Consider the following 24,896-nt stretch of genomic DNA (forward strand, 5'->3'; position numbering starts at 1 on the left):
TGTGCAAATAAACAAAAATATCGAAAGCGGCCGGGTTACCCGTTTTGTTTTTCTGGTAGCCGGTCTGCTGCTGCTGGTAATCGGAGCAGTCGGCATTGTGCTGCCGCTGCTGCCCACAACGCCGTTCTGGCTTCTGGCCTCCTTTTGTCTGGCCAGAAGCTCGCGGAGGCTTCATGCCTGGCTGAGAGCGACGAAATTTTACCGCTTAAATGTACAGCCGCTTCTGGATGGTAAAGGAATGACGCTGAAGGCCAAGCTCAGCATTGTGCTGCCTGTATGGGGGCTGCTGCTGCTTATGTTTTTCCGCACGGATGTGCTTGGACTGAAAATTTTGGCAATTGCGCTTGGAACGGTCAAAACGGTGGTGTTTGCCCGGATGAAAACGGCCCCTGCTGCCCCAAAGAATGCGGACAGCAGAGTGCTGGACGGGGGTGGCGCTTCCAGCACTGGCACCAGCGGTACAGAGCCTGTCCATACGCCTCCGGCCGGGCCGGCAGCATCTCCGGGGACTGGCGGCACAGCCGGCAAACGCGCTGTTCCGGCCAGACGCCGGCTGTTCTCGCTCGCGCGCAGCACGCGGCGATGGATTGTACTGGCTGTTGCGGTTAAGCTGGCGGGGCTGCTCGCTGGCATCTGGTTTGCCTTTACGCTTGGCGGTGCGGTACAGGCGCTGCTAGACGGCGAAGCCATGAGCGGCGTGCTGGGCCGTCTGTTTCTGACAGGGGCCGGCGTCATTGTGATCCGCTTGCTGCTTAGCCCGCTGGCCGCTCTGAGCGCGAGCCGCAGCTCGAACGGGACGCGCCTGGAGCTGCGGCTGGCTGTATACCGCAAGCTGCTGCGCCTTGAGACGGGATATACCCGCTCCATCGGCACTTCACAGGCCGTGTCGGCGGCCATTGACGGGGTGGAGGCGCTGGAGTCGTACTTCGCTAGCTATCTGCCGCAGTTGTTTTATTCGCTGCTGGCCCCGCTGGTACTGTTTTGCTTCGTCGGCCTGCTGGATATGCGCTCTGCGCTGGTGCTGCTGGTTGTCTCCCCGCTCATACCGCTGCTGCTCGCGCTGATGCTGGCCATTGCCCGCAAGATGAGCGCCCGCCATTTCAAAAGCTATCAAACGCTCGGCGGTCTTTTTCTGGAAAGCCTTCAGGGCTTGACAACGCTGAAGCTGTTCCGCCGCGATGAGGAACGAGCCGACATGCTCAGAGAAAAGTCTGAGAGCTTCCGAAAAACCACGATGCGTGTACTGAGGATGCAACTAAACTCGCTTACCCTAATCGACCTGATCGCCTACGGCGGAGCTGCTGGCGGCATAACCGCTGCCGCAGTTTCGGCCAGAGCCGGCGGGCTTGAGCTGGGCGGCGCGATTGCCATCCTGCTGCTTGCGGTTGAATTTTTTCTCCCGCTTCGCCTACTGTCTTCCTACTTCCATGTAGCAATGAATGGAATTGCGGCAGCGGAAAAAATCTTCGAGCTGCTGGATGTGCCCGAATCGAAGCGCGGGCAAAGCGAGTACGGTCAAGCTGCAGCCGCCGCTTCAGGCGGACAGCCGCTGCCCGCTCAGCTCTCCATCCGCTTCGACCGGGTCAGCTTCTCCTATGACGGACGACAGCCTGCGCTTCGGGACATCGACCTGGTCATTGAGGCCGGCAAAACAACGGCTGTTGTCGGGCCAAGCGGCAGCGGAAAAAGCACACTGGTGTCGCTGCTGACCCGTTTTCTGGAGCAGGATTCGGGAACGGTTACGGTTGGCGGCGAAGATATCAACAGCTTGTCCGTGGAAGCCGTCCGTGACGGGATTTGTCTGGTCCCGCAGAACACTTATATCTTCTCCGGTACGTTGGCTGACAATCTGCGGATGGGCAAGCCGGAAGCAACGGAAGCAGAACTGCTGCAAGCCTGCGCCGCCGCAGGCTTGTCTGAATTTGTAGACCTCGCCCCCGAGGGCTTGAATACCCCTGTAGGCGAAGGAGGCTCGCGGCTGTCGGGCGGCCAGCGGCAGAAGCTGGGAATTGCCCGCGCACTGCTGCATGATGCGCGCGTCTATCTTTTTGACGAAGCGACCTCCAATGTGGATACCGAAAGCGAAACCGAGATCGGCAAGGCGATCTGGGCAGCCGCCCGGGAGAAAACAACGCTGATCATCTCGCACAGGCTGTCCACCATTGCCCGCGCCGACCGGATTTATGTCATGGACGCAGGGCGGATCGTGGAGGCTGGCAGTCACGCGGAACTCATGCAGCGGCGAGGACTGTATTTCGAACTGGCTGCCGGGCAGGGTGAACTGCTTAAGGAAGGGGAATTTGTCTTATGAAAACTGCGAAGCGGCTGCTGCAATTACTTAGGCCGTTGAAAGGGACGATGCTGCTGTCGGCCACTGCGGGCATTATTGGCCATTTGTGTGCGATCGGCATCATGTCCGCCGGTGCGCTTCTGCTGTGCAGTGTCATGGGATATGCGCAGCCGGTCAGCCAATCCCTGCTGATTACGCTTCTATTCATCTTTGCTGTCCTGCGCGGAGTCCTGCGCTATCTGGAGCAGTACACGGGCCATGATGTGGCTTTCCGTCTGCTGGCGCTGCTGCGTGAGCAGACGTTTGCCGCACTGCGGCGACTGGCCCCGGCCAAGACAGCGGGCCGGCATTCCGCTGATTTGAACGCGGCGATTGTCGCCGATGTCGAATTAATCGAAGTGTTTTTTGCCCACACGGTGGCACCGGTATTGATCGCGGTTGGGGTCAGTACGGTGGTGCTTGCTTTTGCGGCAACCTTTGGTTGGATATTTCCGCTGCTGATTGGCGGCTTCTACGCTATGACTCTTCTTGTCAGCTATATCGTGTCCTCGCGGGCGGGCAAACATCAGGGTCGGGATTACCGGCAAGCCTTTGCCGAAAATTCGTCGCGGCTGCTTGACCATATTTATGGTCTGAAGGAAATTCTTATCTTCGGCCGCCAGACGGACAGTCTACGGCAAATTGAAGAGGGCAGTCACCGGCTGAGCCGTCCGCTCGACCGGCAACGGTTGTTGAAAAGCATAGCTGCAGCTTGGCCCGAGGCGGTGATCACCCTTACTGGCATGGCCACCTTTGCCGTGGCGGTTAACAGCGGCCTGGCGCTGGACCGGACGATACTGCTTACCGTTACCGTGCTCTCCTCCTTCGGGCCGATTACTTCGCTTAGCCTGCTGACCGTAGATCTGTCGAATACGTTTGCGGCGGCGGAACGAATTTTTGCCATTCTGGACGAGAAGCCTGCGGCCGGGGAGGATATGGCGGCTCCTCCGGCGGAAATTGCCAGCCCGGCGGCGTTGCTTCCAGGCAGTGTGCATTATGACCACGTGAATTTCAGGTACCCCGGCAGCCCTCAGCCTGTGCTGGAAGATTTCTCGCTCGGGGTGCGGCCGGGGGACAAAACCGCATTGGTTGGGCCAAGCGGCTGCGGCAAAAGCACGGCACTGCATCTGCTGCTGAGATACTACGACTGTGACCAGGGCGTCATTTATGCCGGAGAGCAGGATATTCGCAGCCTGCCGCTCACGGCGCTGCGCAGCCATATCGCGATGCTGACGCAGTCCACATTCCTGTTCGACGATACGATTGCTGCTAATATCAAGCTGGGCAAGCCTGGAGCTACCGATGAAGAGATGCGCACCGCTGCGCGCCGGGCGATGATCGCGCCATTTATTGAAGGGCTGCCGGACGGGTACGGGACCAGGGTCGGCGAGCTTGGTGATAAGCTGTCCGGCGGGGAGCGGCAGCGGATCGGCATTGCCCGGGTGCTGCTGTCTGACGCCAGTATTATTGTGCTCGATGAGCCGACTAGCAACCTTGATGCGCTGAATGAGCAGGGTCTGCTGTCACTGCTGCGCAAAGAGCTGTCCGACCGCACGGTTATTATGGTCTCGCACCGGCCTGCTGCGGTGGAATGGGCGGACCGGACGCTGCGCCTGAAGGCGCGGCACGGGGCATAGAGCAGGTTGTTTCGATACAATGGGGTTTCTTTTTGGGATCTGTTTCGGGAATTTTGATTAGCTTATATAGATAATTTCCAGGTTAATCTTTGACTTTCGGCGGAATCACATATAAGATAGCATATATTGGTTAACAATGATAATCATTATCACAATGTTGATAACGGTTATCATGGAGTGCTGTTTTTACTTTTTATTATATAGGGGGATTTGCAACATGCACAAAAGGTTAAAGGGCTTAATTATGCTCATGGTTGTCATTCTGATAGCAGCGGGCTGCGGCTCTAAGAACACAAATAATTCAGCATCGAACGGAGCGGCTAATAATGCGGCGGCTACAACTGCGCCTGCTGAAACGGCCGGAAGCGAAGCCGCGAGCGGCCCTATCACTCTGAAGGATGCCAAAGGCGAGGTTAAGCTGGACAAGCCTGCGAAAAAGGTTGTAGTTCTGGAGTGGACATTTACGGAGGATGTTATTGCACTCGGTGTTCAGCCGGTAGGCAATGCAGATAACAAAAACTATGGCATATATGTAACTTCTGAAGCTCCGCTTGATGCGGGCGTAACGGACGTGGGGACCCGCGACGAGCCAAATCTGGAGACGATCGCTTCCTTGAAGCCGGATTTGATTATCGGCATTACGGGTAGCCACGATGCAATCTATGAGCAATTGAAGGGCATTGCGCCAACACTGATTTTCAGTCTGTATCCGCAGGAAGGACAGGGCGATCAATATACGCTCATGGAAGACACCTTCAAAACCATTGCGGCAGCGCTTGGCAAAACAGCAGAAGGCGATAAGGTCCTCTCCGATCTGGACGCGCATTACGCAGAGGCGAAGACCAAGCTGGCGGCAGCAGGCAAGGAAGGCTTGAATTACGTGCTGACCCAGGCCTACAGCTATCAGAATGCAGCGACAATGCGTCTTTTTACGGACAACTCTCTTGCTGTACAAACTCTGGACCGGATTGGTCTGAAGAACGACTGGAAACCGGAAAAATTCGAGGATTACGGATTCAGTACATCTACAGTTGAAGCTTTGCCTGCGGTTCAGGATACGAATCTGCTCTACATCGTTCAGAAGGATGATGATATTTTCTCCAAGGAACTGAAGGATAACTCCGTCTGGAACGGCCTTAACTTCGTTAAGGAGAAACGCACCTTCGGACTAAACAGCGCGACCTGGGTGTTCGGCGGTCCGGTCTCCTCCAAGGTTATCGTTGATGAAGTTGTAAAAACATTAACGAAATGAGCACTTCGATGAACAGAAATAACAATACCGCAGCCTCAAATGGCATGACCTGGCGGCTAATTGGAATTTTCGGGGGCGGCCTTGCCGCCCTTTTCGTTCTGTTTATTCTGAGCCTTGGCTTCGGGGAGGCCAAGATCCCGGCATCCACCGTATGGGAGGGACTGCTGCACCGCCAGGATGTGATGGAGCATAATCTGCTCTGGGATATTCGTATGCCGCGCACAGTGATCGGCATTCTGGCCGGTGCTGCTCTTGCCGCAGCCGGTACTTTGCTGCAGACGATAACGAAAAATCCGCTCGCTTCCTCGGATACACTGGGAATCAATGCCGGAGCTTACTTTATGGTGGTTCTCGGCATGGTTGCCTTTCCGGCTATGCAGCATCAGTATCCATTTATCCTGGCGGCAGCAGGAGGATTGCTAGCGGCGCTTACGGCCTATATCCTTAGCGGAGGGCGGAAGGCCACGCCTGTCCGCCTGGCTTTATCAGGGATGATTGTGTCGATGGTGCTCGGAGCGTTTACATCGGCGATTCATATCTTCAAAAAGACGGAAACGCAAAACCTGTTCTTATGGGGCTCGGGCTCCTTAATCCAGCTCGACTGGAGCGGCGTTCAGTATGCCTGGCCGTTCGTCCTTGCACTGCTTGGGGTTTCGGTACTCGCGGGCAGGCAATTCGATGCGCTTGAGCTGGATGAGTCCACCGCCCGCTCACTCGGGCAGCGCGTAGGGCTGACCCGGGCGATCGGCCTCGGCTTATCGGTACTCATGGCTGCAATTGTGGTGAGTGTGGTTGGACCGATTGGGTTTGTGGGTCTGGTCGCTCCGCATCTTGTCCGCCTTAGCGGGGTTCGCAAGCATCGTTACCTCATTCCCGCGAGCGCGATCTGGGGGGCGCTGCTTATTACAGCGGCCGACACGCTTGCGCGTATGGTACGCAGCAATGTGGGGGAAATGCCGGTCGGTGCGGTTATGGCAATTATCGGCGGCCCTTGGCTGATCTGGCTGGTGCTCACCAAGATGAAAAATATATCCGGCGCAGGCACAGGGCAGACCTCCATGAGTATAGGAGGGGCGGCGCTGCGCCTACGCTTCATTCCGACGGCGATATTGATGAGCGTTCTGCTCATCGTGATTATCCTGGTGAGCTTGTCGCTTGGAGGAACGAGAATTCCGCTGGCCGAGCTGCTAAGCAGCCTTACCCATAAGGGAGAGACATCGTATTCGGTTCTGCTGAATCTAAGGCTTCCGCGCACACTTGTTGCGGCTTGCGGCGGTATTGCGCTTGCCGTCAGCGGCGTCTTAATTCAAAGTGCTGTCCGCAATCCGCTGGCTGACGCCTCGATTATCGGCGTGACATCGGGAGCCGGCTTTGGCGCACTGCTTGTACTGGTCGTATGGCCGGGGCTTACGATATTCGCATTGCCGATTGCTGCAATTGCAGGCGGGGTCGTTGCCGCAGCCTTTGTGTTTACTCTGGCCTGGCGCAAAGCACTGAATCCGTCAGTGCTCATTCTGCTCGGAATCGCAGTATCGGCCATCGGCTCTGCAGGCATACAGGCGATGATCGTCAAGGCAAGTCTGTGGAGCAGCTCCTCTTTTATCTGGTTAACGGGTTCAACCTATGGCCGGGGATGGGATCAATTTAGTATCCTTTTTGTATTCCTCATCGTCCTTGTACCCATTGCCTACTATTTGGGGCGCAGATTTGATTTGCTGGCGTTCGGCGATGAGAGCTCGACAGGGTTTGGCTTACCGGTTCGCGGGACAAGACTCTGGGCGATGATTATCGGCGTACTGCTTGCCTCGGGAGCCGTAGCCAACGTAGGAACGATTGGTTTTCTGGGACTGATGGCGCCGCATGCGGTGCGGATGATGATCGGACATCACACAAGACGCTCCATTATTTTGTCCGGGCTGCTGGGGGGATTGCTGCTCGTCATGGCGGATACTGTCGGAAGAACCATCATGGCGCCGACCGAAATTCCGTCAGGCCTCATTATTATGCTGATCGGAGCGCCGTATTTCCTGTTTCTCATGTACCGTTCGCTTGTCAGCAAATAAATATTGCAAAAGGATATGGATCAAAGGGATGCCCTTGTTCCATATCCTTTTTTGTTTCGTCTTACAGAGTTATTTTCTCCATCTTAAGATGACCCAGCGTTACAATAGCTTCTTTAAAATGGATTTCATACACCTCGAACATGTGCCCTGCCTCTTTAAGTGTATATTCAAAGCTTGGATTGTTTTTGGTAAACCCGTCTTTTAGATCATATACGGTGTGTTCGCTTTTTTGCACGGTGGCATCCGTAACTCTTACCAGCCTGCTCGATTCATCAGGAATTGTAGTGAATGCAACTGAGGAATTGGCTGCGAATTCTGCTGTTTTTGCGGATTGCTTAAAAGTAGAAATATACACGATGCCTTTGTCTTGATCATAGAAGTGGCTCATGACTCTGACGTTGGGTTTGTTATCCTTGGAGGTTGCCAAAGCCAGGTGCCCACTGACCTCCATAATTTCTTTGAAGCCTTGTAAAAATTCCATGTTCATTCTCCCTTGTGTCTATATATTGAACCGTGGGTTAGCGGTTGATTTGATACTAACACATATAATTATGACAACTATATGTCATCATTTCTGTGATAAAATTAAAACAGGTGATGGCAATGAAAATAGACAGATTGATCTCCATTATTATGGTTCTGCTGGAACGCGAAAAAATCAGTGCTTCCCAATTGGCGGAAATGTTCGAGGTAACGCGCCGGACCATCTTCAGAGATATCGAAGCGATCAATCAGGCGGGCATTCCGATTATTACCTATCCCGGCGTGCATGGAGGTATTGGCATTATGGGCGAATACAAGATTGAGAAAAGGCTGTTTACCGTTTCCGATATTACGGCTTTACTAACAGGTCTGGGAAGCATGCACGCCACGATGTCCAGTGAGGAGATCATGAATGCGATGGCTAAGGTGAAGGGGCTAATTCCAGAGGAGCAGATCAGAGAAATTGAGTTAAAATCAAATCAGATTGTCGTCGATCCTATGCCCTGGCTTGGGAACAAGAATCTGAAGCTTAATCTGAAGGATATCAGGACGGCGCTGCATGAGCGGAGATTGTTGTCTTTTCAATACAGCGATCAGGAGGGGAACAAGACCCGGAGAAAGGTTGAACCCTACCGCTTGGTGCTGAAGGACTCGAATTGGTATTTGCAGGGCTATTGCTCCTCAAGGGAGGACTTTCGTATTTTTCGGCTATCCCGCGTAACGGACCTTGAGCTTCTTGAGGAGATCTATACGCCCCGGGAATTTGACTCCAGTCCATTAACCCCCCCGGACCACAACAAGATTACGATTACACTTCGAATTGATTCATCTCTGCTGGATTTGATGCTTGAATTATGCGGAGAAGAGAACGTGGAGCCATGCGGAAATAACAAATTCACGGTTAAATTTCCATTCACGGACAATGATTTCGGATATCAGATGCTGCTGCGGCTGGGGGATAAATGTGAATGCCTGGAGCCTCCGCATGTCCGGGCTGAGCTGATTCAGAGAATTAAAGCTGTATTGGGGGTCTATGAGAAATAGAAACGGGGATGAAGATGAAATTTCGAAAAAGTATACTCTATCTTTTGTTAAATGCGGTAGTTTTGTTCTCTCTTTACTGTGTAAGCGCGTATGCGGCGCCTTCAACTGCAGGCTCCCCCGCCTCGGCGTATGGAGGCAAGTGGGTGGATAAGGCATTGGTGGAGGACGAGGACAGTGACGGTACGCTCAATCTTACGGTTAATCAGCAGACAGGCAAGGCCAAGCTTGCGTATGATGTCTGGGATGGAGGAGAAACCTACACCTTTCAATCGGCAACCCTCCTAACTATTGATGGACAACAACCCGTCAAGTTCACCTACAAATACAAGGTGTATAACGGGGACGGAGAAGAAAGATCTGCAAGCGGAGAGGGGAGCATCCAATTCAAGCCAGGCCTGATTGTGCTGCAGATGGGACAGCTTCCATCGGAGGTAGACCCGATCTTTACGAAGCCGCGGAGCTTTATCCGTGATCCTTATGGTAATCGGGCTCCGAAACCTGGAGCTGACTTCGATATCGTAGCTAAATACTGCAATTGCAAGCCATCCAAGCTGGTGAAATTCGATTACCCGGCTGGAGACAATGAGAGCAACAAGGAATGGATTCGTTATGTCAGTGTGTATGTAAGAGATATCTTTATAACCGAATACAAGGTCAACCTTCACACCAATACGGCTATTAATCTGAAGGATTCATGGTCGGAAGCCTATCAAACCCATAACCAAATCCAGACTTCAAAAATTACAGCGACCTCTACCCTGCCTAAATCAAAAACATCATCCTACAGCCCCAATCAAGTGATGGACGGTGATTCAACCACATGCTGGTGCGAAGGGGTTAAGGGCAGCGGAATCGGGCAAAGCTTCACAATCCAGTTCACCAAAACCATCGAAATTGAGGGTCTCAAGATTTTACCCGGCTATGGCAAAAGCGTCTCCGCTTATCTGGAAAACAACAGTGTGCGCAAAGCGAGAATAACCTTCTCCGATGGATCATCCACTATTGTTGATTTTACGAAGGGTTATTATTTTGAGCTGCCGGAAATCAAAAGGACGAACAGCATTAAGTTCACTATCCTGGAGGTTAATCCAGGCTCCAAGTATGACGATACTTGTGTAACGGAGCTGGCTGTTTTCTGAGGAAGTGCCTGGCTCCCTAGCCCTCCTGCTGAACCCGGTAACGCGGCAGCTCCACAATGACAGTGGTTCCTTTGCTGAACTCGCTTTCGATGCGGAGGTGTCCGCCGTGCAGTTCAATAATCTCCTTGCAGATGGCAAGGCCCAGGCCGCTGCCGGACTGGCGGGACTTGCCCTTGAAGAATTTGGTGCCGAGCTTCGCCAGGTCGTCCTCCTCTATGCCTTCACCGTTATCCGCTACTGTAATGATAATTAGTGTTTCATTGGAGACTGCCGAAAGTGAGATTGCTCCCTGTGCCGGGGTGAACTTGAAGGCGTTGTCCAGCAGATTAACAAAAACCTGCTTCAGGCGGTTGAAATCCCCGTCTACAGGCAGCGGCTCATCCGGGATATCGGCGTACAATCGGATCTGCTTGGTTGATCCGCGGTACCGGAATTGCAGCAGCAAATCCTCAAGCAGTCCCCGCAGATCATAAGGCTGAAGCACAAGCTTCAGCTCTCCGGCCTGAAATTTGGAGAAATCCAGCAGGTCCTCAACCAGTCCGATCAGGCGGTCGGTTTCGCCGGTTACGACCTCAAGCCCCTGCAGAGTCTCCTCCGTATCCGACAAATCACCCACAAGCAGCGTTTCGCCCCAGCCTTTGATGGAGGTGAGGGGGGTGCGCAGCTCGTGCGTGACGGAGGAGATGAAGTCGTATTTGATTTTTTCGCTTTTGACCATTTCCTCTGCCATGTAATTCAGGGTGTCGGCCAAGGTGCCGATCTCATCGTCATGCTGCTTCGCCGCTCTAACGGCAAAATTGCCGGTAGCCATTTCCTCGGCGACAGAGGTTAATTGCCGAATCGGACCTACAATCCGCTTGGCGATAAATACACTCAGCAGGAAACCGAACGTTATGACCAGCAGCCCCACCCAGGAAGCATTCAGGATAATCTTTAAGATCACACTGTACAGTGGCTCGGCAGAGACTGAATAGCGCAGCACGCCGATATTCGTGCCGGATTCTTTCAAGGCGATGGATACGGCCAGAATCCGTTCGCCGTTAAACGGGGTAAGCCCCTGATAGCTGCCCTTGCCGTTAGCGAGGGCAGCCCTCACATCGGGGGTATTCACACGCTCGGAGCTTGCGAAGCCGAAGGAGTTGATGATGACATTGCCTTCTACGTTCAGCACTTCAACCTTGCTGCTCTCTTCAGGCGAGAGGTTCTCGAGAATATATCTGGCCCGTTCGTTGATAGAGTAACCTTCCAGATATTTATTGAAAAAGGTAGCAGAGGTTGTGGCCCGTGTATTCAGCGTCTCCATGGCGCTGCCCAGATAATAATAGTGGACAGCCGCAATAAATACCCCCTCCAGCACCAGGACAATCAGAAGGAGAACAAGGGTGATATAGATGATAAGCCGAGACCTGATTCCCTTCAGCAATGTTGGACCCTCCATAGGTAGCCAAATCCCCACACCGTTTCGAGGTACTGGGGCCCGGAAGGACCCTGCCCGATCTTTTGCCGGATTCGGCTGATATTGACGTCTACAATCTTTAGCTCGCCCATGAAATATTGCCCCCATACGGAGGTCAGAATATCATCGCGGTTCATCGCCTTGTTAGGCTGCTCCATCAGCAGCTTCACAATGGCGAACTCGGTCGGTGTCAGGGGGATATCGAGCTTATCCTTCAGCAATTTGCGTTCATCCAGCATCAGTGTGAAGGGAGACAGCTCAATGTGGTTCCCGGCCAGCGGCGCTTCCCCCGGATACATCCGCCGGTACAAGGAGCGAACCCGCGCTACCAGCTCCACCGGACTAAACGGCTTAATGACATAGTCGTCAGCGCCGGATTCCAGTCCCATGACCTTGTCTATCTCCTGGCTTTTGGCAGTCAGCATAATAATGCCGAGACGGGGGAATTGTCTGCGCAGCCGTCCGCATACTTCAAAGCCGCTGATTCCCGGAAGCATCAGATCCAGAATGGCGATGTCAAAATCCTTGTGATCCCCGGCAACAGCCAGCGCTTCTTCCCCTGTGACGGCTTCGATAACCTCGAAGCCCGCACGCTTGAGATTCACCCGCAGAAGATCGCGTATCGGCTTCTCGTCTTCCAGTACCAGCACCTTCATAGTTCCCCTCCTAATTAAAGCTGAGGCTTCTGCGGTGTGCCGGCCAGCCGCTGCACTTCATCCAATGTCAGCTTAAGCTGTTCATATTCCTGTAGGGAGGGTCCGGTCAGCTTGCTGCCTGCTGTAGCGGATGGCAGAACAGCAACGAGCACCGTAGGCTCCGTGTCATCATCCGTATTCTGTAATTCATAGAGCTGCGTATAAGAAGCTTTCTCCGCCAGCAGCTTGGCTTCGGCCGTCTGCCACTCCTTCTTGGTGAGCAGCCGCAGCTCCAGCAGCGGAGCTGTCAGAGAGGAATCGGCGCTCTTGTAGCCGAACTGTAGGCTCTTCCACGGAGCAGGGGTTTCCCCTGGAGTTTTCAGTATATATTTTCCTGTCCAGTTCTGAGGAATATGGAAATTGAAGCCCCATCGGTCAAACTGCTCTTGCACAAATTTCAGCCCCGATTGCCCGTCCCATTGATAATATTTAGTGATAAAAGGGGTAGCCAGCGGAGCGAAGCTTTCTGTACCCGCAGGAGGAACTGGAAACCCGATTTCGATAATTCCGTCTCCGTTAACATCCTCGCTGTACAGCGGATAGTCCTTCATCGCGATGCTGCGTTCACCCAGCATGCCGCCGGAATCCGGGGCGAGCTGCTTAAGCACAAGATCTTTGCTGTCCGCCAGAGCGGTATGCTGATAATCATCTGTTGCAAGTATATCAGTAAACCTGCCATTTTCCCAAGTCAGCAGAGAGGTGTAGGAGGAATGCGCGCCAATGGCCGAATCAATGATCAGAGCGTTTTTGGCGGGAGCAGCTTTAGCGAATAAGGCCTGAATCACAACACCGCTTAGGGTCTGGTCTGCCAAGGTGTGAATTTGGCCGCCATGAAGGCGCAGCAATTGGAGATGGGATAGCTGCTGGGAATCCGCGTTGACATTGGCCTGAATCAAGGCAATCTCCGTCTCCCCTTCATTCGTCAAATCCCCCACCGCCAGATGATCATAAGGCTTCTTGAGAATTTCGGACCACTTGCCGCCGCTCAGGCTGTAGACGGCCAGCTCCCTGCTGAGATCCTTGCCGCCGCTGAAGCCAAGCAGCACATCTGCCGCGCCATCTCCAGTAACATCTGCAAACTTCACGTAGTCCAGCTCGCTGCCGACTCCCGTGAAGCTGGTCAGCTTTTTCCATTCTCCGCCGGATTTTGACAGTACGAGTGTGTTGATTTCAAAGTCGGTTTTGTCTGTTTTGTAGAAGGCCAGTATTTCATCCTGACCATCCTTGTCCAGGTCCTGAAGCTGGATGGCGCTGCTCGATTCAGAGTGGACGGGCACGGTCAGATGGGCATTGGATGGAAGAAAAGACTGTACGATGCCTGCAATCGTTCCATCGGAGTTGCTCTGCGACGGAGCCGTGAGCAAATCGCTGGGAGTTTTCATCGTGCCGCAGCCTGTCGCAAGCAGGGTTAGTACAATAATGGCGCTAATAGCTGATTTATTCATAAAGTGTGATCTCCTTTGTTATGTCTGTCGCTAGTATATCCCAACCCTTCGGCAAAGTAGTTTCAAAATGGTAAAGGTCATTGAACAAAAGTTTATTTTTCCTGAAAATGTAATTTTGGTTGTAAAAGGTTAAGTCTATTTCTCTTATATAGTAGAAGCCTAAAGCTTCAATTCATAGAAGAGGATGAGGGGATATGTATTACGGTATTGACAGCGACACTGCAACATTTCCTACAGGTGCAAAGAGCAAGGATTTCTACGCGGGGCGCCGCGGTACGGGGACTACGGCTAATTCAGATTATTGGAATACCGCCGGAGCCAATCTTGCGAAGAAGAGATATATGTATTGGGGGCTGAAAGGTCCGGTATCCGACCCGAACTTCACGGCAGGCCGTTATACAGGAGATCAGGGCTATGCATGGGGGCAAAAGCAGGGTTCGGCGGCTCGTACAGAGCGGGCCAATTCTCCGGCGAATATGAACACTATTTTTGGGGATATTGAATCGGGTTTTGGCGGCTGGTTCGGGGCGAATGATACCGTTAACGGAAATTTGGAAAAAGGGGCAGACGTTAACTACCGCGTGTTCCAGGGCTTCTGTGACAGTGTATCGAGCAGTGTGTATAAATCCGGGGTGTATACTTCAGCGGGCGACTGGAGTGCAATCATGGGAAGTAAATCACCAAGCTATTCTTCGGTGTTGTGGGGCGCCAATTGGCCGGGCCTCACCTTCAACTCACCGCCTGCTGATTTCAGCAAATGTAAGGCGATTAATGGCATCACTCCAACCATGTGGCAATATTATGGGGTAACCGGAACACATGATGCCACCAAGACAGGCGATGCCAACGTTGCAACCTCTTTGCCCAGCTAAGAAGTAGAAGGTGAGAGCGGACCGCAGGAGTATCTTCATTCCTGTGGTCCGTTTTTTGCTGTCCAGTATATTTTTCCTCAATCCGGCACACTGATCGACAAGGTTTTATTATCATACTTAACGTTCATAACCCCTTCCGATATAGACCATGTAATCCCTGAATATTCACCGCTTGCGTTATCTACAAATGATTTCCAGCTCTGTCCTCCGTCCTTGGTGATGTACAGTAAGGTATGATCTGCAGCATCTGGGCGGGTTAGCAGAATTCCCAGGTTCTCCGAGAGAAAGAGGGGAGGGCCAACCCGGATTTGAGCCGTTGACAAAAGATCAGGGACGATGAGGGGGACTTCGCTCCAGGAAACTCCGCCATCGTTGGTTTTGAAGAGACCTATCTTACCTTGCCATGGGGCGTTTGCGGTAATCCAGCCCTCTGTCCCGCTTGTAAAAACAAAACCTGATTTCACCCCTCCGGGAAGAGTGCTGCCTGACTGGCTGCTGTCTGAGATCTTCTTCCAATCCCGGCCTGCATTCTTAGTCTGATACAGCTCCATATCTTCACGGGCCATGCCTTGAAAATGATAAACGGCCTTCCAGCCAAGCGTTTTATTCAGGAAAAAGGTTTCTTCCGTGCTGTCGCCTGCGGCATTGTGCTTAGGGCTTGCTTCAATCAAGCTTGTACTGGTTTTTGCAGTAACCTCTGGGGAAGCGGAACCGTGGGCGGAGTTGGATTCGGAGCAGCCGGATAAGATTATTGCGGCAACGAGACCTGTCACGGCCAGATTTTTCATTGTCATTCTCCCTTTATGTGGAGTGAGCAGCCTTTCCTGATTTTATCATAATAATGTAACTAATTGATATATTTAGGAGTGGTTATGATTTGAAAATAATAGCAACCACGCTTGTTTCAAAAGCGTATAATAAAGAACTGAGATTATTATTTACTTCCAAGGGTAATATAACATTAAAAAGTGATGGGTGAGGCTAATGATGTCTTCATTGAAAAGATTCCTGATTGGACGTCCGCTGAAGTCGGACCAGCTTGGCGAACAGAAATTGAACAAAACCAAAGCGCTGGCCATTCTTTCTTCAGATGCCCTGTCCTCCGTTGCTTACGGTCCTGAGCAGATATTGCTGGTGCTGATTACAATCAGCGCTGCGGCGTTTTGGTATTCGATACCGATTGCGGCAGGAGTTCTGGTTCTGCTGGTGGCTTTGATTTTATCCTACAGGCAGATTATCTTTGCATACCCCCACGGCGGCGGAGCTTATGTTGTATCCAAAGAGAACCTGGGAAAGTATCCCGGGCTTATAGCTGGTGGCTCGCTGCTGGTGGACTACATATTGACAGTGGCGGTGAGTGTCTCCGCCGGAACTGACGCGATTACCTCGGCTTTTCCAAGCTTGCATCCGTATAATGTGCCTATTGCCATTATCTTCGTTTTGTTCATTACAACCTTGAATCTGCGGGGGGTCACCGAATCGGCGTCGTTCCTGGCGTACCCGGTCTATCTGTTTGTGCTCGCATTATTTATTATGATCGGTCTGGGATTGTTCAAAATCCTCACCGGCAGCGTGCCGGCCGACCTGCACACTCCTATTGGTACTCCGGTGGCGGGCATCAGTCTGTTCCTGCTGCTGAGGGCCTTTTCCTCCGGGAGCTCGGCGCTGACAGGGGTGGAGGCCATTTCCAATGCCATCCCTAACTTCAAAGAGCCGGCCCCGAACAATGCTGCCAAAACGCTGGCGGCGATGGGTACGCTTTTGGCCGTGTTATTTACAGGTATTGTGTTTCTGGCCTATTACTATGGCATTGCGCCACGGGAAGAGGCTACGGTGGTGTCCATCATTGCCGAAGAGGTATTCGGCCGCAATTTCATGTACTTCTTCGTCCAGGGGACTACCGCGCTGATTCTGGTTCTGGCGGCCAATACCGGATATTCCGCGTTCCCGCTGCTGGCGGTGAATTTGGCGAAAGACAAGTTTATTCCGCGTATGTTCACAGTCCGGGGAGACCGGCTGGGTTATTCGAACGGCATTCTGATGCTGGGGATCTTCTCCATCATTCTAATCATTGCCTTTGAAGGGCGGACGGAGCACCTGATTCCGTTATATGCGGTAGGCGTGTTCATTCCCTTTACGCTCTCCCAGAGCGGGATGATGGTGAAATGGGTCCGGCAAAAGCCGCGGGGCTGGGCCGTCAAGTTCATTATCAACACTGCGGGCGCGCTGATCAGCTTTATTGTTACCATGATGTTCTTCCTGACCAAATTCACGCAGGTATGGCCAGTACTGATCTTCCTGCCGCTGATTATTCTGCTGTTCCACCGGATTCACAAGCATTATGAGTCCGTCGCTGACCAATTGCGGATCTCCACCTGCGAAGAGCCGCCGCTTGCCATTGAGGGGAACGTCATCATCCTGCCTGTTGCCGGAATAACACATGTGGTTGAGAACTCGCTCCGTTATGCCAAGTCTTTGGGGACCGAGCAGATTATTGCCGTGCATGTTCCGTTCGAGCGGGAGGATGAGGCGGTATTTGAAGAGAAGTGGAAGAAATTCCACCCCGAAATCCGATTGGTGACGCTGTATTCGCCTTACCGAAGCATCACCCAGCCGCTGACCAAATTCATTGACACGGTACAGCGCAAGGCGAGCGAATCCAATTATCAGGTGACAGTGGTTGTGCCGCAGTTCATACCGAAGAAGGGCTGGCACAACATCCTGCACAACCAGTCCAGCCTGCTGCTTCGCGCACATCTGCTGTACCGCAGAAATGTAATTATTACTACAGTGCCTTATCATTTGAAGAAATAATGGTGCCGTCCATCCGGTAGGCCCCTGTTATCCATTTTCAATGTGGATAGCAGGGGCTTTTTTGTATGCGTGAAAAAAATTGAAATGTAATGTTTAATAACATTTACAATATCTTCTTTTGCATATAAAGTAAGAATACAGCAAGAATCGCTTCGGATCATCAGTTGTGTGTCATTATTTATGACATATATAAATGAATTTAATAAAAAGGAGGATGGATGATTGAAAAATGCAGAGGAAGTCTCACGTATCCCCGTTAGAGTAATGACGCAAGGCAAGCAAATGATATTTGGGATTTCCTTAATGGCGCCGATTGCCATCTTTGGAACGTACGGCGTGGCTAACGAGCTGTCGAAGGGAATGCTGCCTACAGCATATCTGTTGGCTTTTCTAGTGATGCTCATTACGGCTTACAGCTACGGCAGGATGGTCAAGGTATACCCGACTTCCGGTTCCGCCTACGGGTATGTCCAGAAGTCTGTTCATCCGCTCGCGGGTTTCCTGGTGGGCTGGATGCTGCTGCTCGACTATGCTTTTGTGCCGATGCTGTCTGTGCTGTTCCTCGGTCTGGCCTTGCACGAGATGCTCCCCGTGATTCCCGTTGTGGTGTGGGTTGCGCTCTTCATCACATTAAGCACCTTAATCAATATCAAAGGCCTGCAAATGGCGGTGAAGGTCAACCGGATCATGGTGGGGATGCAGTTTGTGCTAATCGCTTTTTTCTTCGGAGCCTGTATTTATGCCCTCGTATCCCCTTCGCCAGGCCATTCGCTGATTTCCTCGACCCCCTTCTGGAATCCCGACTTCTCCTTGCTCAGCGTCATTGCCGGGACCGCACTGGTCTGCCAATCCTTTCTCGGCTTTGACGCAGTGACGACGATTGCCGAAGAATCGGTTGACCCGCAGCGCACCATCCCCCGGACACTAATCTTTGTGACGGTGCTGAACGGGTTGGTGTTCATCCTGATTGCCTATCTCGGTGTGCTAGCCTATCAGGGGCGAAGCTTCAGCAGCACGGATACGGCGGCTGTGGAGCTTGTGGAATTCTTAGGCGGGCCGCTCTTCCAAACTCTATTCATGCTGGTGACCGCAGCTTCCGTCTTTACACTTATTGTGTCTCAGCAAGCGGGGATTTCCCGGCTGCTCTTTGTCATGGGACGGGACCATGTCTTTCCCGAGAAGCTGTTCTGCTATAAGCATCCCAAGTATGGAACTCCGGTAGGCGGCATTGTTTTTATCGGTATTTTGACGGTAGCGGCCTCTATGCTGTTTGATTTGGTTACATTGGCTTCGCTTGTCAATCTGGGCGCTTTTGTGGCCTTTGCTTTTGTAAATCTGTGTGTGATCCTTCATTACTGCGTCAAAAGCAAGCTTCGTTCGCCAAAGGCGCTGCTCTTGTATCTGCTCTTGCCCGCCCTCGGGATTGTGAGCAATGTCTGGCTGCTCTCAAGCCTCAGTCACCAGGCGTTCTTAGTGGGCGGCATATGGTTTGCGGCAGGTCTTTTGTATCTGACGGTAAGGACCAAAGTGTTCACACAAATCCCGGATTGGGGTCTGTTTGACACTTCTTTATAACAATGAAGGAAAGGGAGTTAGCGTATGCCAGTGAGCGAGTCTGTGAACACCTCAGTCCATGCGACAAAAGCGGCGGTTAATCTGTATGCGGTTCTGGGGAATCTGGAGGAATTATGCCGTCTTGACCCTATCTCAGCTTCACTGATTCAAGACAAACAGAATACGATCCGTTTCAAAATCCGAGGTGGCTCCTCGGCTGATCTGCTCATTGCGGATGGGGCTTGTTCCATGCGTGAACCGGCGGGCACGGCGTCCATTGTGCTGTATTTCCGCTCACCGGAGCATTTCAACCGGATGATAGAAGGTGCGGCAAGCCCGATTCCGCTCCGGGGACTGACCCGGCTGGGCTTCCTGACCAAAGAATTCACGGCGCTGAGCAAGCGGCTGGAATACTATTTGAAGCCAAGCGAGGAGCTGCTGTTGGACGGTGATTATTTCGCCATACATACCCGGCTGCTGCTGAATACCGCTGCTTATGCCGTGGCCTGTATCGGCAATTACGATGACATTGGTCAGCGGATCGCGGCAAGAATCCCGGACGGTGTCATTTCGATCTCCATTGAGGAGAGCGGGCAGCAGGTCTTCCTCCACTGTGTGAAAGGCCGGCTTAAGGCGATGAAGAGCACCTCATCTGCACCCGGAGCCTTCATGATCTTTGATACCGTGCAGTCTGCGAACGATGTGCTGAGCGAAAAGGCCGATGTTCATGAGCTGATCGTAACCGAGAGGCTGAAGCTCAAAGGAATGCTGCCGATGATTCAGCACATGAATGATATATTGGCTAAAGTACCCCAGTTTGTGTAAACCTGAGTCAGGGATGAGAAAAGGAGACGAGATATGGAAGCCTATAAATATACAAACAGCAGATTGCTTTTTGAACGGGCGATGAAGGTTATTCCGGCCGGTGTCTATGGACATTTGGGGCCTGTTGAGGGCAGTATGATTCCGCCGAGCGCCTTTCCTTTTTTCTCCAGGGAGGCCAAGGGGGCTTATTTCTGGGATGTGGACGGCAACCGGTTCATTGATTACATGTGTGCATATGGCCCCAACATCTTGGGCTATAATGACGAGGATGTTGACCGGGCGGCAAGGGAGCAGCGGGAGCTGGGAGACTGTGTAACACTGCCTTCGGTGAAAATGGTCGAATTCGCAGAGCTGCTGGTGGATACCGTACATAGTGCCGACTGGGCATTTTTCGCTAAAAATGGCGGTGACGCCACCAGCTTTGCGGTCATGGTTGCGCGCGCTGCTACGGGCAGGAAGAAGGCGGTGCTCGTCAATAAAGGGTATCATGGCGTAGCGCCGTGGACGAAGCTTGCAGGCAATCCCGGCATTGCACCGGAGGAGATTGCCAATAATTTATATGTCGATTGGAATAATATCGGGCAGCTTGAAGCCTTAATCAGCGCCTATCCCGGACAAATTGCCTGCTTTATTGCCAGTCCTTATTTCCAGGGAAATTTTGTCGATAACGTGCTGCCGGATCAGGATTATTGGCAGAAGGTGCGCTCGCTCTGCACGAAACATGGCATCGTGCTGATCATTGATGATGTGCGCTGCGGCTTCCGGCTGGATCTGTCCGGCTCAGACCATCATTACGGCTTCGAGGCCGATCTGATCTGCTTCTGCAAAGCGCTGGCTAACGGTTACAATGTCTCTGCGCTCTGCGGAATAGATGCGCTGAAAAGCGCTGCGTCTTCGGTGTTCTATACGGGCAGCTATTGGTTCTCTGCGGTTCCTTTTGCCGCCGGCATCGCGACCTTGCACAAGCTGAAGGAGCTTGAGGCTCCGAAACGCCTACAGGCGCTTGGCAGCAAGCTGACCAGCGGCCTGACCGACGTCGCCGCCGGACATGGCCTTGACCTACGGATCAGCGGAGAGCTGCCCATGTGGTATATGAGAATCGCCAACGATCCCAGCCAGGTGCTGCATCAGGAGTGGATTGCGGCTTGCGTTCAGCGCGGGGTCTTTTTCACCAACCATCATAACCATTTTATCAATGCGGCTCTGACGGAGGAGGACATCGCCTTCACGCTGGATGTAGCGGACGAGGCTTTCCGGGCCGTGAAGAAGATGCATCCGAGTTTTGTGTAGATGTTTGATAATCAAGTTACGCTATTTTATACTAATTCCAAGTGTGAAAAGGTGGGATGCATGCAGATTACATAAGGAAGGGGCATCTGCTCTTATCATGGCCAGACCGAAAAATATGTTGAAGCGGAATGAAATCCTGAAAATTGCCTACCGCATGTTCTGCGAAAAAGGCTATGAGCAAGTTTTTATTAGAGAAATCGCGGATGAGGCGGGGATCAGCAAGGCGCTGGTGCAGCATTATTTTACTAAAAAAAGTGATATTCTAGAGGCTATGCTGCAAGAAATTCTGGAGGTATCCTTCAGCTATGTTAACCGCATTCTGACGCCGCAGGAGAGTATTTATTTACAGCTCTCTGTCTATACCAATCTGTTCTTCCAAACCTCGATTCTGCAAAAGGACCTGCGCCGGTTTATAGAAAATATCATCACAGACAAAGCGCTGCTGACATTGTGGATTAACATCGTGCACCGGTGGCTAAGCACAATTAAAACCGAAGAGATGGCACATGTGCCGGAACGGGATTTCCAAATTGCCCTATCCTTCGCCATGGCTGGAGGGACTGAACTGCTGCTTCAACAGGAGGAGTGGAGTATTCCGGTATCGTTCATTGCAGAGCAAATGCTCTCGTCGTTTATGCGAATTCTAGATGCTAGTTCAGAGTCCGCCCGGAGTGTGATTGCCCAGACGAAGAACCTTTTGCGGAATTTCGACTTTAATGAATTCAATCAATATTGTGTCCAGCAGATTTTCTGGTATGAAGAAGCAAGCAGAACTAATTAAATAATAATTCGAAAAGCCGCCAGATGACGTTCGTGCGTCAGGGCGGTTTTTTGTGATTGACAAAATAAAAGGTTCGCTCTACATTATAACTATACTAGTATAGTTTATTTTGAGGAGATGATTAACATGGTGCAAGAAATCATGAATGCCTACACCAACAATCCAGGTTTGGTTGTGATTTCGGCGTTTACTTTTTTCATTGGTTATATGGAATATATCTACAGCTTCAGACTGGTTAACCGGGAGAAACGGGCGCCTTACCCTGTCTGGATGCACACCTTTTATTTTGCGCATGATTTTACCGGAGCGGTTATTTTCTTCCTGCTGGCCCTGCATAACGATTGGTTCTGGTTTTTCTCTGCCGCATCGGCGGCGTTGGTGGTCTGGAATTGTTTTGAAGTGTACAATCTTTATAAAGCGGTCAAAGTGGAACGGCAAGAAATATGGGGCAAATTCTACAGCTCTCCCGTGACTGTACAGCAGGCCCTTATGCGTGTAGCTGGACAGATCGTATTAATGTTCGCTGTTGTTAATCTGTTCAGAGTGTTCATGGATGATGTGGTCATGTTCAAATGGTTCGCATTTACCAACATCCTGATTGCAGTCGCGCCCGGCTATTTGTGGAATGAACGGAAGAACCGCAGCGGAACCTCTGTCGGCCTGGCGATTGTGATCTTGATCGGAACCGTCAATACTTTTCTGCCGCCCGGATACGGGATGTGGACGACAGCCTCGGCTTATTTCGATCAGCCCTGGTTCTATATTGCAGGTGTAATTGTATCCGCCTATGCGCTGAGAAATCTGATCATGGTTATGAAGTTCCCGCCCAAAGAGCAGATCGGGGATAAGAAGCCTATCTGGTAAGGAGCCGAAGCTACTCCACTAACAATGCTACCCAAATAAAAATCACGTACAATAAAATAGCCACGATAAGTGCGCTGAGCGGAACAATCCATAGTAAATGGGTTTGAAATGGCTTCAATCTTTGAAGCCATTTTTCTTTTGTGGGCAGTAATTCGCGTTGAGCCCTGTTTAGGATTCTTTCAACCTTGTTCTCATCTGAATTTAGAAATTCAATCCAGAGCTGTTCATATTGGGTTTGTAATATTTCTTTATTCGAGCTTTCTTTTAAAGGGACCATTGTAACCTCCGTAATGGAAATTTGGAAATAAATATCGGAACATAGCTATTCCTCAACATATTACTATAAATTATTACATATTTACATAGAAATAGATTTTTGTCAGCAGGAACAGGTATTGAAAAGAAGACGAGTATGAATCTTGGGACTGATGCTGTGCCTATGAATGCTATGCCCAGTCTCCACCTTCAGGGGAGACCGACTCGTAACGAACGCTCGTTTATGGAGTAAAAGAGTGAGCGTCAAATAGCCCCCACCTAGCAGACCGGAGAGCTGTGGCAAAATGATAAGGAGGAGCTGGAAGCGGCTTGTGTTTCTGGAAAGGGTTTCGGATCAGTAGAGTATTCTGATACAGAGTCGAGATTAAACATCACGGCGGGCTCCTTGATTGATCCACAGGACTTTAGTGACTTTAACGCAGTGAAAAACTTATCAGAAATATATCGTGAACCTTGGATAAGGGGAAATACCATGGAGTTGAGCTAACGGCGAACGTTAGTTGAATTAGTGAATAAGGAATGGAGGCATCCACGCTGCTGTATGCAGTGTAGGTTCTTTCTTAGTGGGGGAGAATGTATAAAATAAACCTGGGCACGTCGAATATATAACACACGCACCGAAGCTTGGGCTAAGCTTAACTGCTCAATTTGATTCTATTTCTGATTAGACCAAATCAGAGTTCTTTGTGAGGAATCAGAGCCTTGTAGATATATTTTCTGAATATCACCAAAACTATTCTTAATTGAAATATTGAAATCTCCAGTTGATCCATTTAATGATAATATACTTCCTTTTATTTTTATATAGAGAGCATTGTCGCTATAATCAACCTTATATCCTCTATACCTATTTGCACTATCAGAAAATCCACCTTTTATTGATATGATATGATTTGATATATTACATTGTGATATGAAAATTGAGCTAGGATTTATTATATTGGTAAACATAAAAAGAAACCCCAATATAGAAACTATAAGCATAGCCATTACTACGAGTACAAAGTTACGCTTTTTTATAATCAATTTCTATCACCTCATTAATCAATTCAAATCAATGCACTCAATTAAATGGGTGCATTGATTTTAGTATATAAATAATTTTAATATTGTGAACTTCTTATAGGGGTACCAGTACCTTGTGCATAATAAACTACATAATTATATGGAACGGCAGCATTGGTGTCATAAGCACCATCTTTAATTGAGTAATATAAATTTTGAGGAGTATTTATTGTTCCAGCAGAATAATCGTCAGAGGATATCGAGTTCCATAGACCAACAGCAAAGGAGGAACAATTGTTTGTTAAACTCCATGAATCATGATTTATAATATAACTATTTACGTTACTTAATTGGGTAGAATTTATATACATGGAATGAGAAACTCTACCACTGTAAGCACTATAGTTATTAATGAACATTGCCTCTAAATTATACCATACACCAGTATGTTCTGTTTTATTCCCCCAAGTTCCAACAGAAACCAGTTTATTTGCTGCAATGCCAGATAATTTTCCAACTGTAATACTTGAAGAACTAATGTTATTTAAAGTAATAAATGAATGAGTCCCAAAATTTGAAGATCCATCACCACCAGAGCTTCCAGTGCCGCTACCGCTCGGAACTGACCATAAGGTTAGAATTGCTACATCTGTCGCTAGAGCTTGTACCGCATTACCGTTATCATCTCTTACCATGGGACTTTGAGCTTGAATGGTGAGGGCTTGTGCTGCAGTTGGATTAATATATGGTTCAGCAATCACATCATCAGAAGCAGCGAAGCCGGTTCCAGGAAGTATACTAAAGGCAAGAAATAAGATCGCAAGGACCATTAATGGTTTCTTGAAGCTTTTTTTCATTCTAATGAACCTCCAGTAATATTTATTTTTTTACAAAACTTTAACTTGCCAGTGCCGATTGAAAACAAACAACTCAAACTATCTCCTACGTATATAGACCATCTCCGCATCTATTTGTAAATTTATTACAATGAAATAATTTTACAAAATATCCATAATAAATAAATGAGTCTTTAGAATCATATTTTGATTTTGTATACTTGATATTTAAAGAA

At 50.5% G+C, this 24,896-nt stretch carries 21 protein-coding genes; 13 read left to right on the forward strand and 8 right to left on the reverse strand.

Annotation, left to right across the window (positions count from 1 at the left end):
* Position 1 precedes the first annotated feature (1 nt).
* From cydD to B212_RS0101920, 4 genes are all read left to right on the forward strand, one after another.
* The gene (gene cydD / locus B212_RS0101905) at positions 2-2,311 is read left to right on the forward strand and encodes a thiol reductant ABC exporter subunit CydD (RefSeq protein ID WP_019908593.1); all 2,310 of its coding nucleotides are present in this window, start codon (positions 2-4) and stop codon (positions 2,309-2,311) included.
* Positions 2,308-3,966 (forward strand): thiol reductant ABC exporter subunit CydC, encoded by a 1,659-nt coding sequence (cydC, locus tag B212_RS0101910; protein ID WP_019908594.1) that lies wholly within the window; start codon positions 2,308-2,310, stop codon positions 3,964-3,966. The genes cydD and cydC overlap by 4 nt, the downstream gene beginning before the upstream one ends.
* A 217-nt stretch (positions 3,967-4,183) precedes the next feature.
* A complete protein-coding gene (locus B212_RS0101915) occupies positions 4,184-5,218 on the forward strand; it encodes an ABC transporter substrate-binding protein (protein ID WP_019908595.1) in 1,035 nt (344 codons plus the stop codon).
* Positions 5,219-5,226: 8 nt separating this feature from the next.
* Positions 5,227-7,281, forward strand: coding sequence for an iron ABC transporter permease (locus B212_RS0101920; protein ID WP_019908597.1), 2,055 nt, complete (start codon positions 5,227-5,229; stop codon positions 7,279-7,281).
* A gap of 61 nt (positions 7,282-7,342) precedes the next feature.
* Here B212_RS0101920 and B212_RS0101925 read toward each other — a convergent pair whose 3' ends face one another.
* Complete coding sequence (locus tag B212_RS0101925) at positions 7,343-7,762, reverse strand: pyridoxamine 5'-phosphate oxidase family protein (RefSeq protein ID WP_019908598.1); 420 nt, start codon at positions 7,760-7,762, stop codon at positions 7,343-7,345.
* A 122-nt stretch (positions 7,763-7,884) separates the two neighbouring features.
* On the opposite strand from B212_RS0101925, the gene B212_RS0101930 reads away from it, so the two are divergent.
* A complete protein-coding gene (locus B212_RS0101930; RefSeq protein ID WP_019908599.1) occupies positions 7,885-8,808 on the forward strand; it encodes a helix-turn-helix transcriptional regulator in 924 nt (307 codons plus the stop codon).
* A 143-nt stretch (positions 8,809-8,951) separates the two neighbouring features.
* Complete coding sequence (locus B212_RS0101935) at positions 8,952-9,947, forward strand: NADase-type glycan-binding domain-containing protein (protein WP_019908600.1); 996 nt, start codon at positions 8,952-8,954, stop codon at positions 9,945-9,947.
* A gap of 16 nt (positions 9,948-9,963) precedes the next feature.
* Here the strand turns inward: B212_RS0101935 and B212_RS0101940 are convergent, their stop codons facing one another.
* The 3 genes from B212_RS0101940 to B212_RS0101950 are packed head-to-tail and all read right to left on the reverse strand — an operon-like array spanning position 9,964 to position 13,543.
* Complete coding sequence (locus B212_RS0101940; protein ID WP_019908601.1) at positions 9,964-11,370, reverse strand: sensor histidine kinase; 1,407 nt, start codon at positions 11,368-11,370, stop codon at positions 9,964-9,966.
* Positions 11,364-12,059, reverse strand: coding sequence for a response regulator transcription factor (locus tag B212_RS0101945; RefSeq protein WP_019908602.1), 696 nt, complete (start codon positions 12,057-12,059; stop codon positions 11,364-11,366). The genes B212_RS0101940 and B212_RS0101945 overlap by 7 nt, the downstream gene beginning before the upstream one ends.
* Before the next feature lie 14 nt (positions 12,060-12,073).
* Positions 12,074-13,543, reverse strand: coding sequence for an FG-GAP repeat domain-containing protein (locus B212_RS0101950; RefSeq protein ID WP_019908603.1), 1,470 nt, complete (start codon positions 13,541-13,543; stop codon positions 12,074-12,076).
* 194 nt (positions 13,544-13,737) lie between these two features.
* On the opposite strand from B212_RS0101950, the gene B212_RS0101955 reads away from it, so the two are divergent.
* Positions 13,738-14,415 (forward strand): hypothetical protein, encoded by a 678-nt coding sequence (locus B212_RS0101955; protein WP_019908604.1) that lies wholly within the window; start codon positions 13,738-13,740, stop codon positions 14,413-14,415.
* Between the two features lie 77 nt (positions 14,416-14,492).
* Here the strand turns inward: B212_RS0101955 and B212_RS0101960 are convergent, their stop codons facing one another.
* Positions 14,493-15,203 carry a WD40/YVTN/BNR-like repeat-containing protein gene (locus B212_RS0101960; protein ID WP_019908606.1) on the reverse strand — a complete coding sequence of 237 codons (711 nt, stop codon included), beginning with the start codon at positions 15,201-15,203 and terminating at the stop codon, positions 14,493-14,495.
* Positions 15,204-15,399: 196 nt separating this feature from the next.
* Here B212_RS0101960 and B212_RS0101965 point away from each other — a divergent pair, with 196 nt between their 5' ends.
* From B212_RS0101965 to B212_RS0101990, 6 genes are all read left to right on the forward strand, one after another.
* Complete coding sequence (locus B212_RS0101965; RefSeq protein WP_028530555.1) at positions 15,400-17,229, forward strand: APC family permease; 1,830 nt, start codon at positions 15,400-15,402, stop codon at positions 17,227-17,229.
* A gap of 222 nt (positions 17,230-17,451) precedes the next feature.
* Positions 17,452-18,804, forward strand: a complete 1,353-nt coding sequence (locus tag B212_RS0101970; protein ID WP_019908608.1) for an APC family permease — start codon at positions 17,452-17,454, stop codon at positions 18,802-18,804.
* Positions 18,805-18,828: 24 nt separating this feature from the next.
* Entirely contained in the window at positions 18,829-19,608 is a 780-nt protein-coding gene (locus tag B212_RS0101975) for a hypothetical protein (protein WP_019908609.1), read from the forward strand.
* A 33-nt stretch (positions 19,609-19,641) separates the two neighbouring features.
* The gene (locus B212_RS0101980) at positions 19,642-20,898 is read left to right on the forward strand and encodes an aminotransferase class III-fold pyridoxal phosphate-dependent enzyme (RefSeq protein WP_019908610.1); all 1,257 of its coding nucleotides are present in this window, start codon (positions 19,642-19,644) and stop codon (positions 20,896-20,898) included.
* Between the two features lie 97 nt (positions 20,899-20,995).
* A complete protein-coding gene (locus tag B212_RS32920) occupies positions 20,996-21,679 on the forward strand; it encodes a TetR/AcrR family transcriptional regulator (protein ID WP_019908611.1) in 684 nt (227 codons plus the stop codon).
* Positions 21,680-21,805: 126 nt separating this feature from the next.
* Entirely contained in the window at positions 21,806-22,543 is a 738-nt protein-coding gene (locus tag B212_RS0101990) for a hypothetical protein (protein ID WP_019908612.1), read from the forward strand.
* 10 nt (positions 22,544-22,553) lie between these two features.
* Here B212_RS0101990 and B212_RS0101995 read toward each other — a convergent pair whose 3' ends face one another.
* The 3 genes from B212_RS0101995 to B212_RS34255 form a co-directional block, all read right to left on the reverse strand.
* On the reverse strand, positions 22,554-22,820 hold the full coding sequence (locus tag B212_RS0101995; protein WP_019908613.1) for a hypothetical protein: 267 nt from the start codon (positions 22,818-22,820) through the stop codon (positions 22,554-22,556).
* A 653-nt stretch (positions 22,821-23,473) separates the two neighbouring features.
* The gene (locus B212_RS30550) at positions 23,474-23,845 is read right to left on the reverse strand and encodes a hypothetical protein (protein ID WP_036667961.1); all 372 of its coding nucleotides are present in this window, start codon (positions 23,843-23,845) and stop codon (positions 23,474-23,476) included.
* A 77-nt stretch (positions 23,846-23,922) separates the two neighbouring features.
* Complete coding sequence (locus B212_RS34255; protein WP_156830049.1) at positions 23,923-24,681, reverse strand: hypothetical protein; 759 nt, start codon at positions 24,679-24,681, stop codon at positions 23,923-23,925.
* Between the last annotated feature and the right edge of the window lie 215 nt (positions 24,682-24,896).

The sequence above is a fragment of the Paenibacillus sp. HW567 genome, assembly GCF_000374185.1.
GTDB lineage: Bacteria > Bacillota > Bacilli > Paenibacillales > Paenibacillaceae > Paenibacillus_AQ.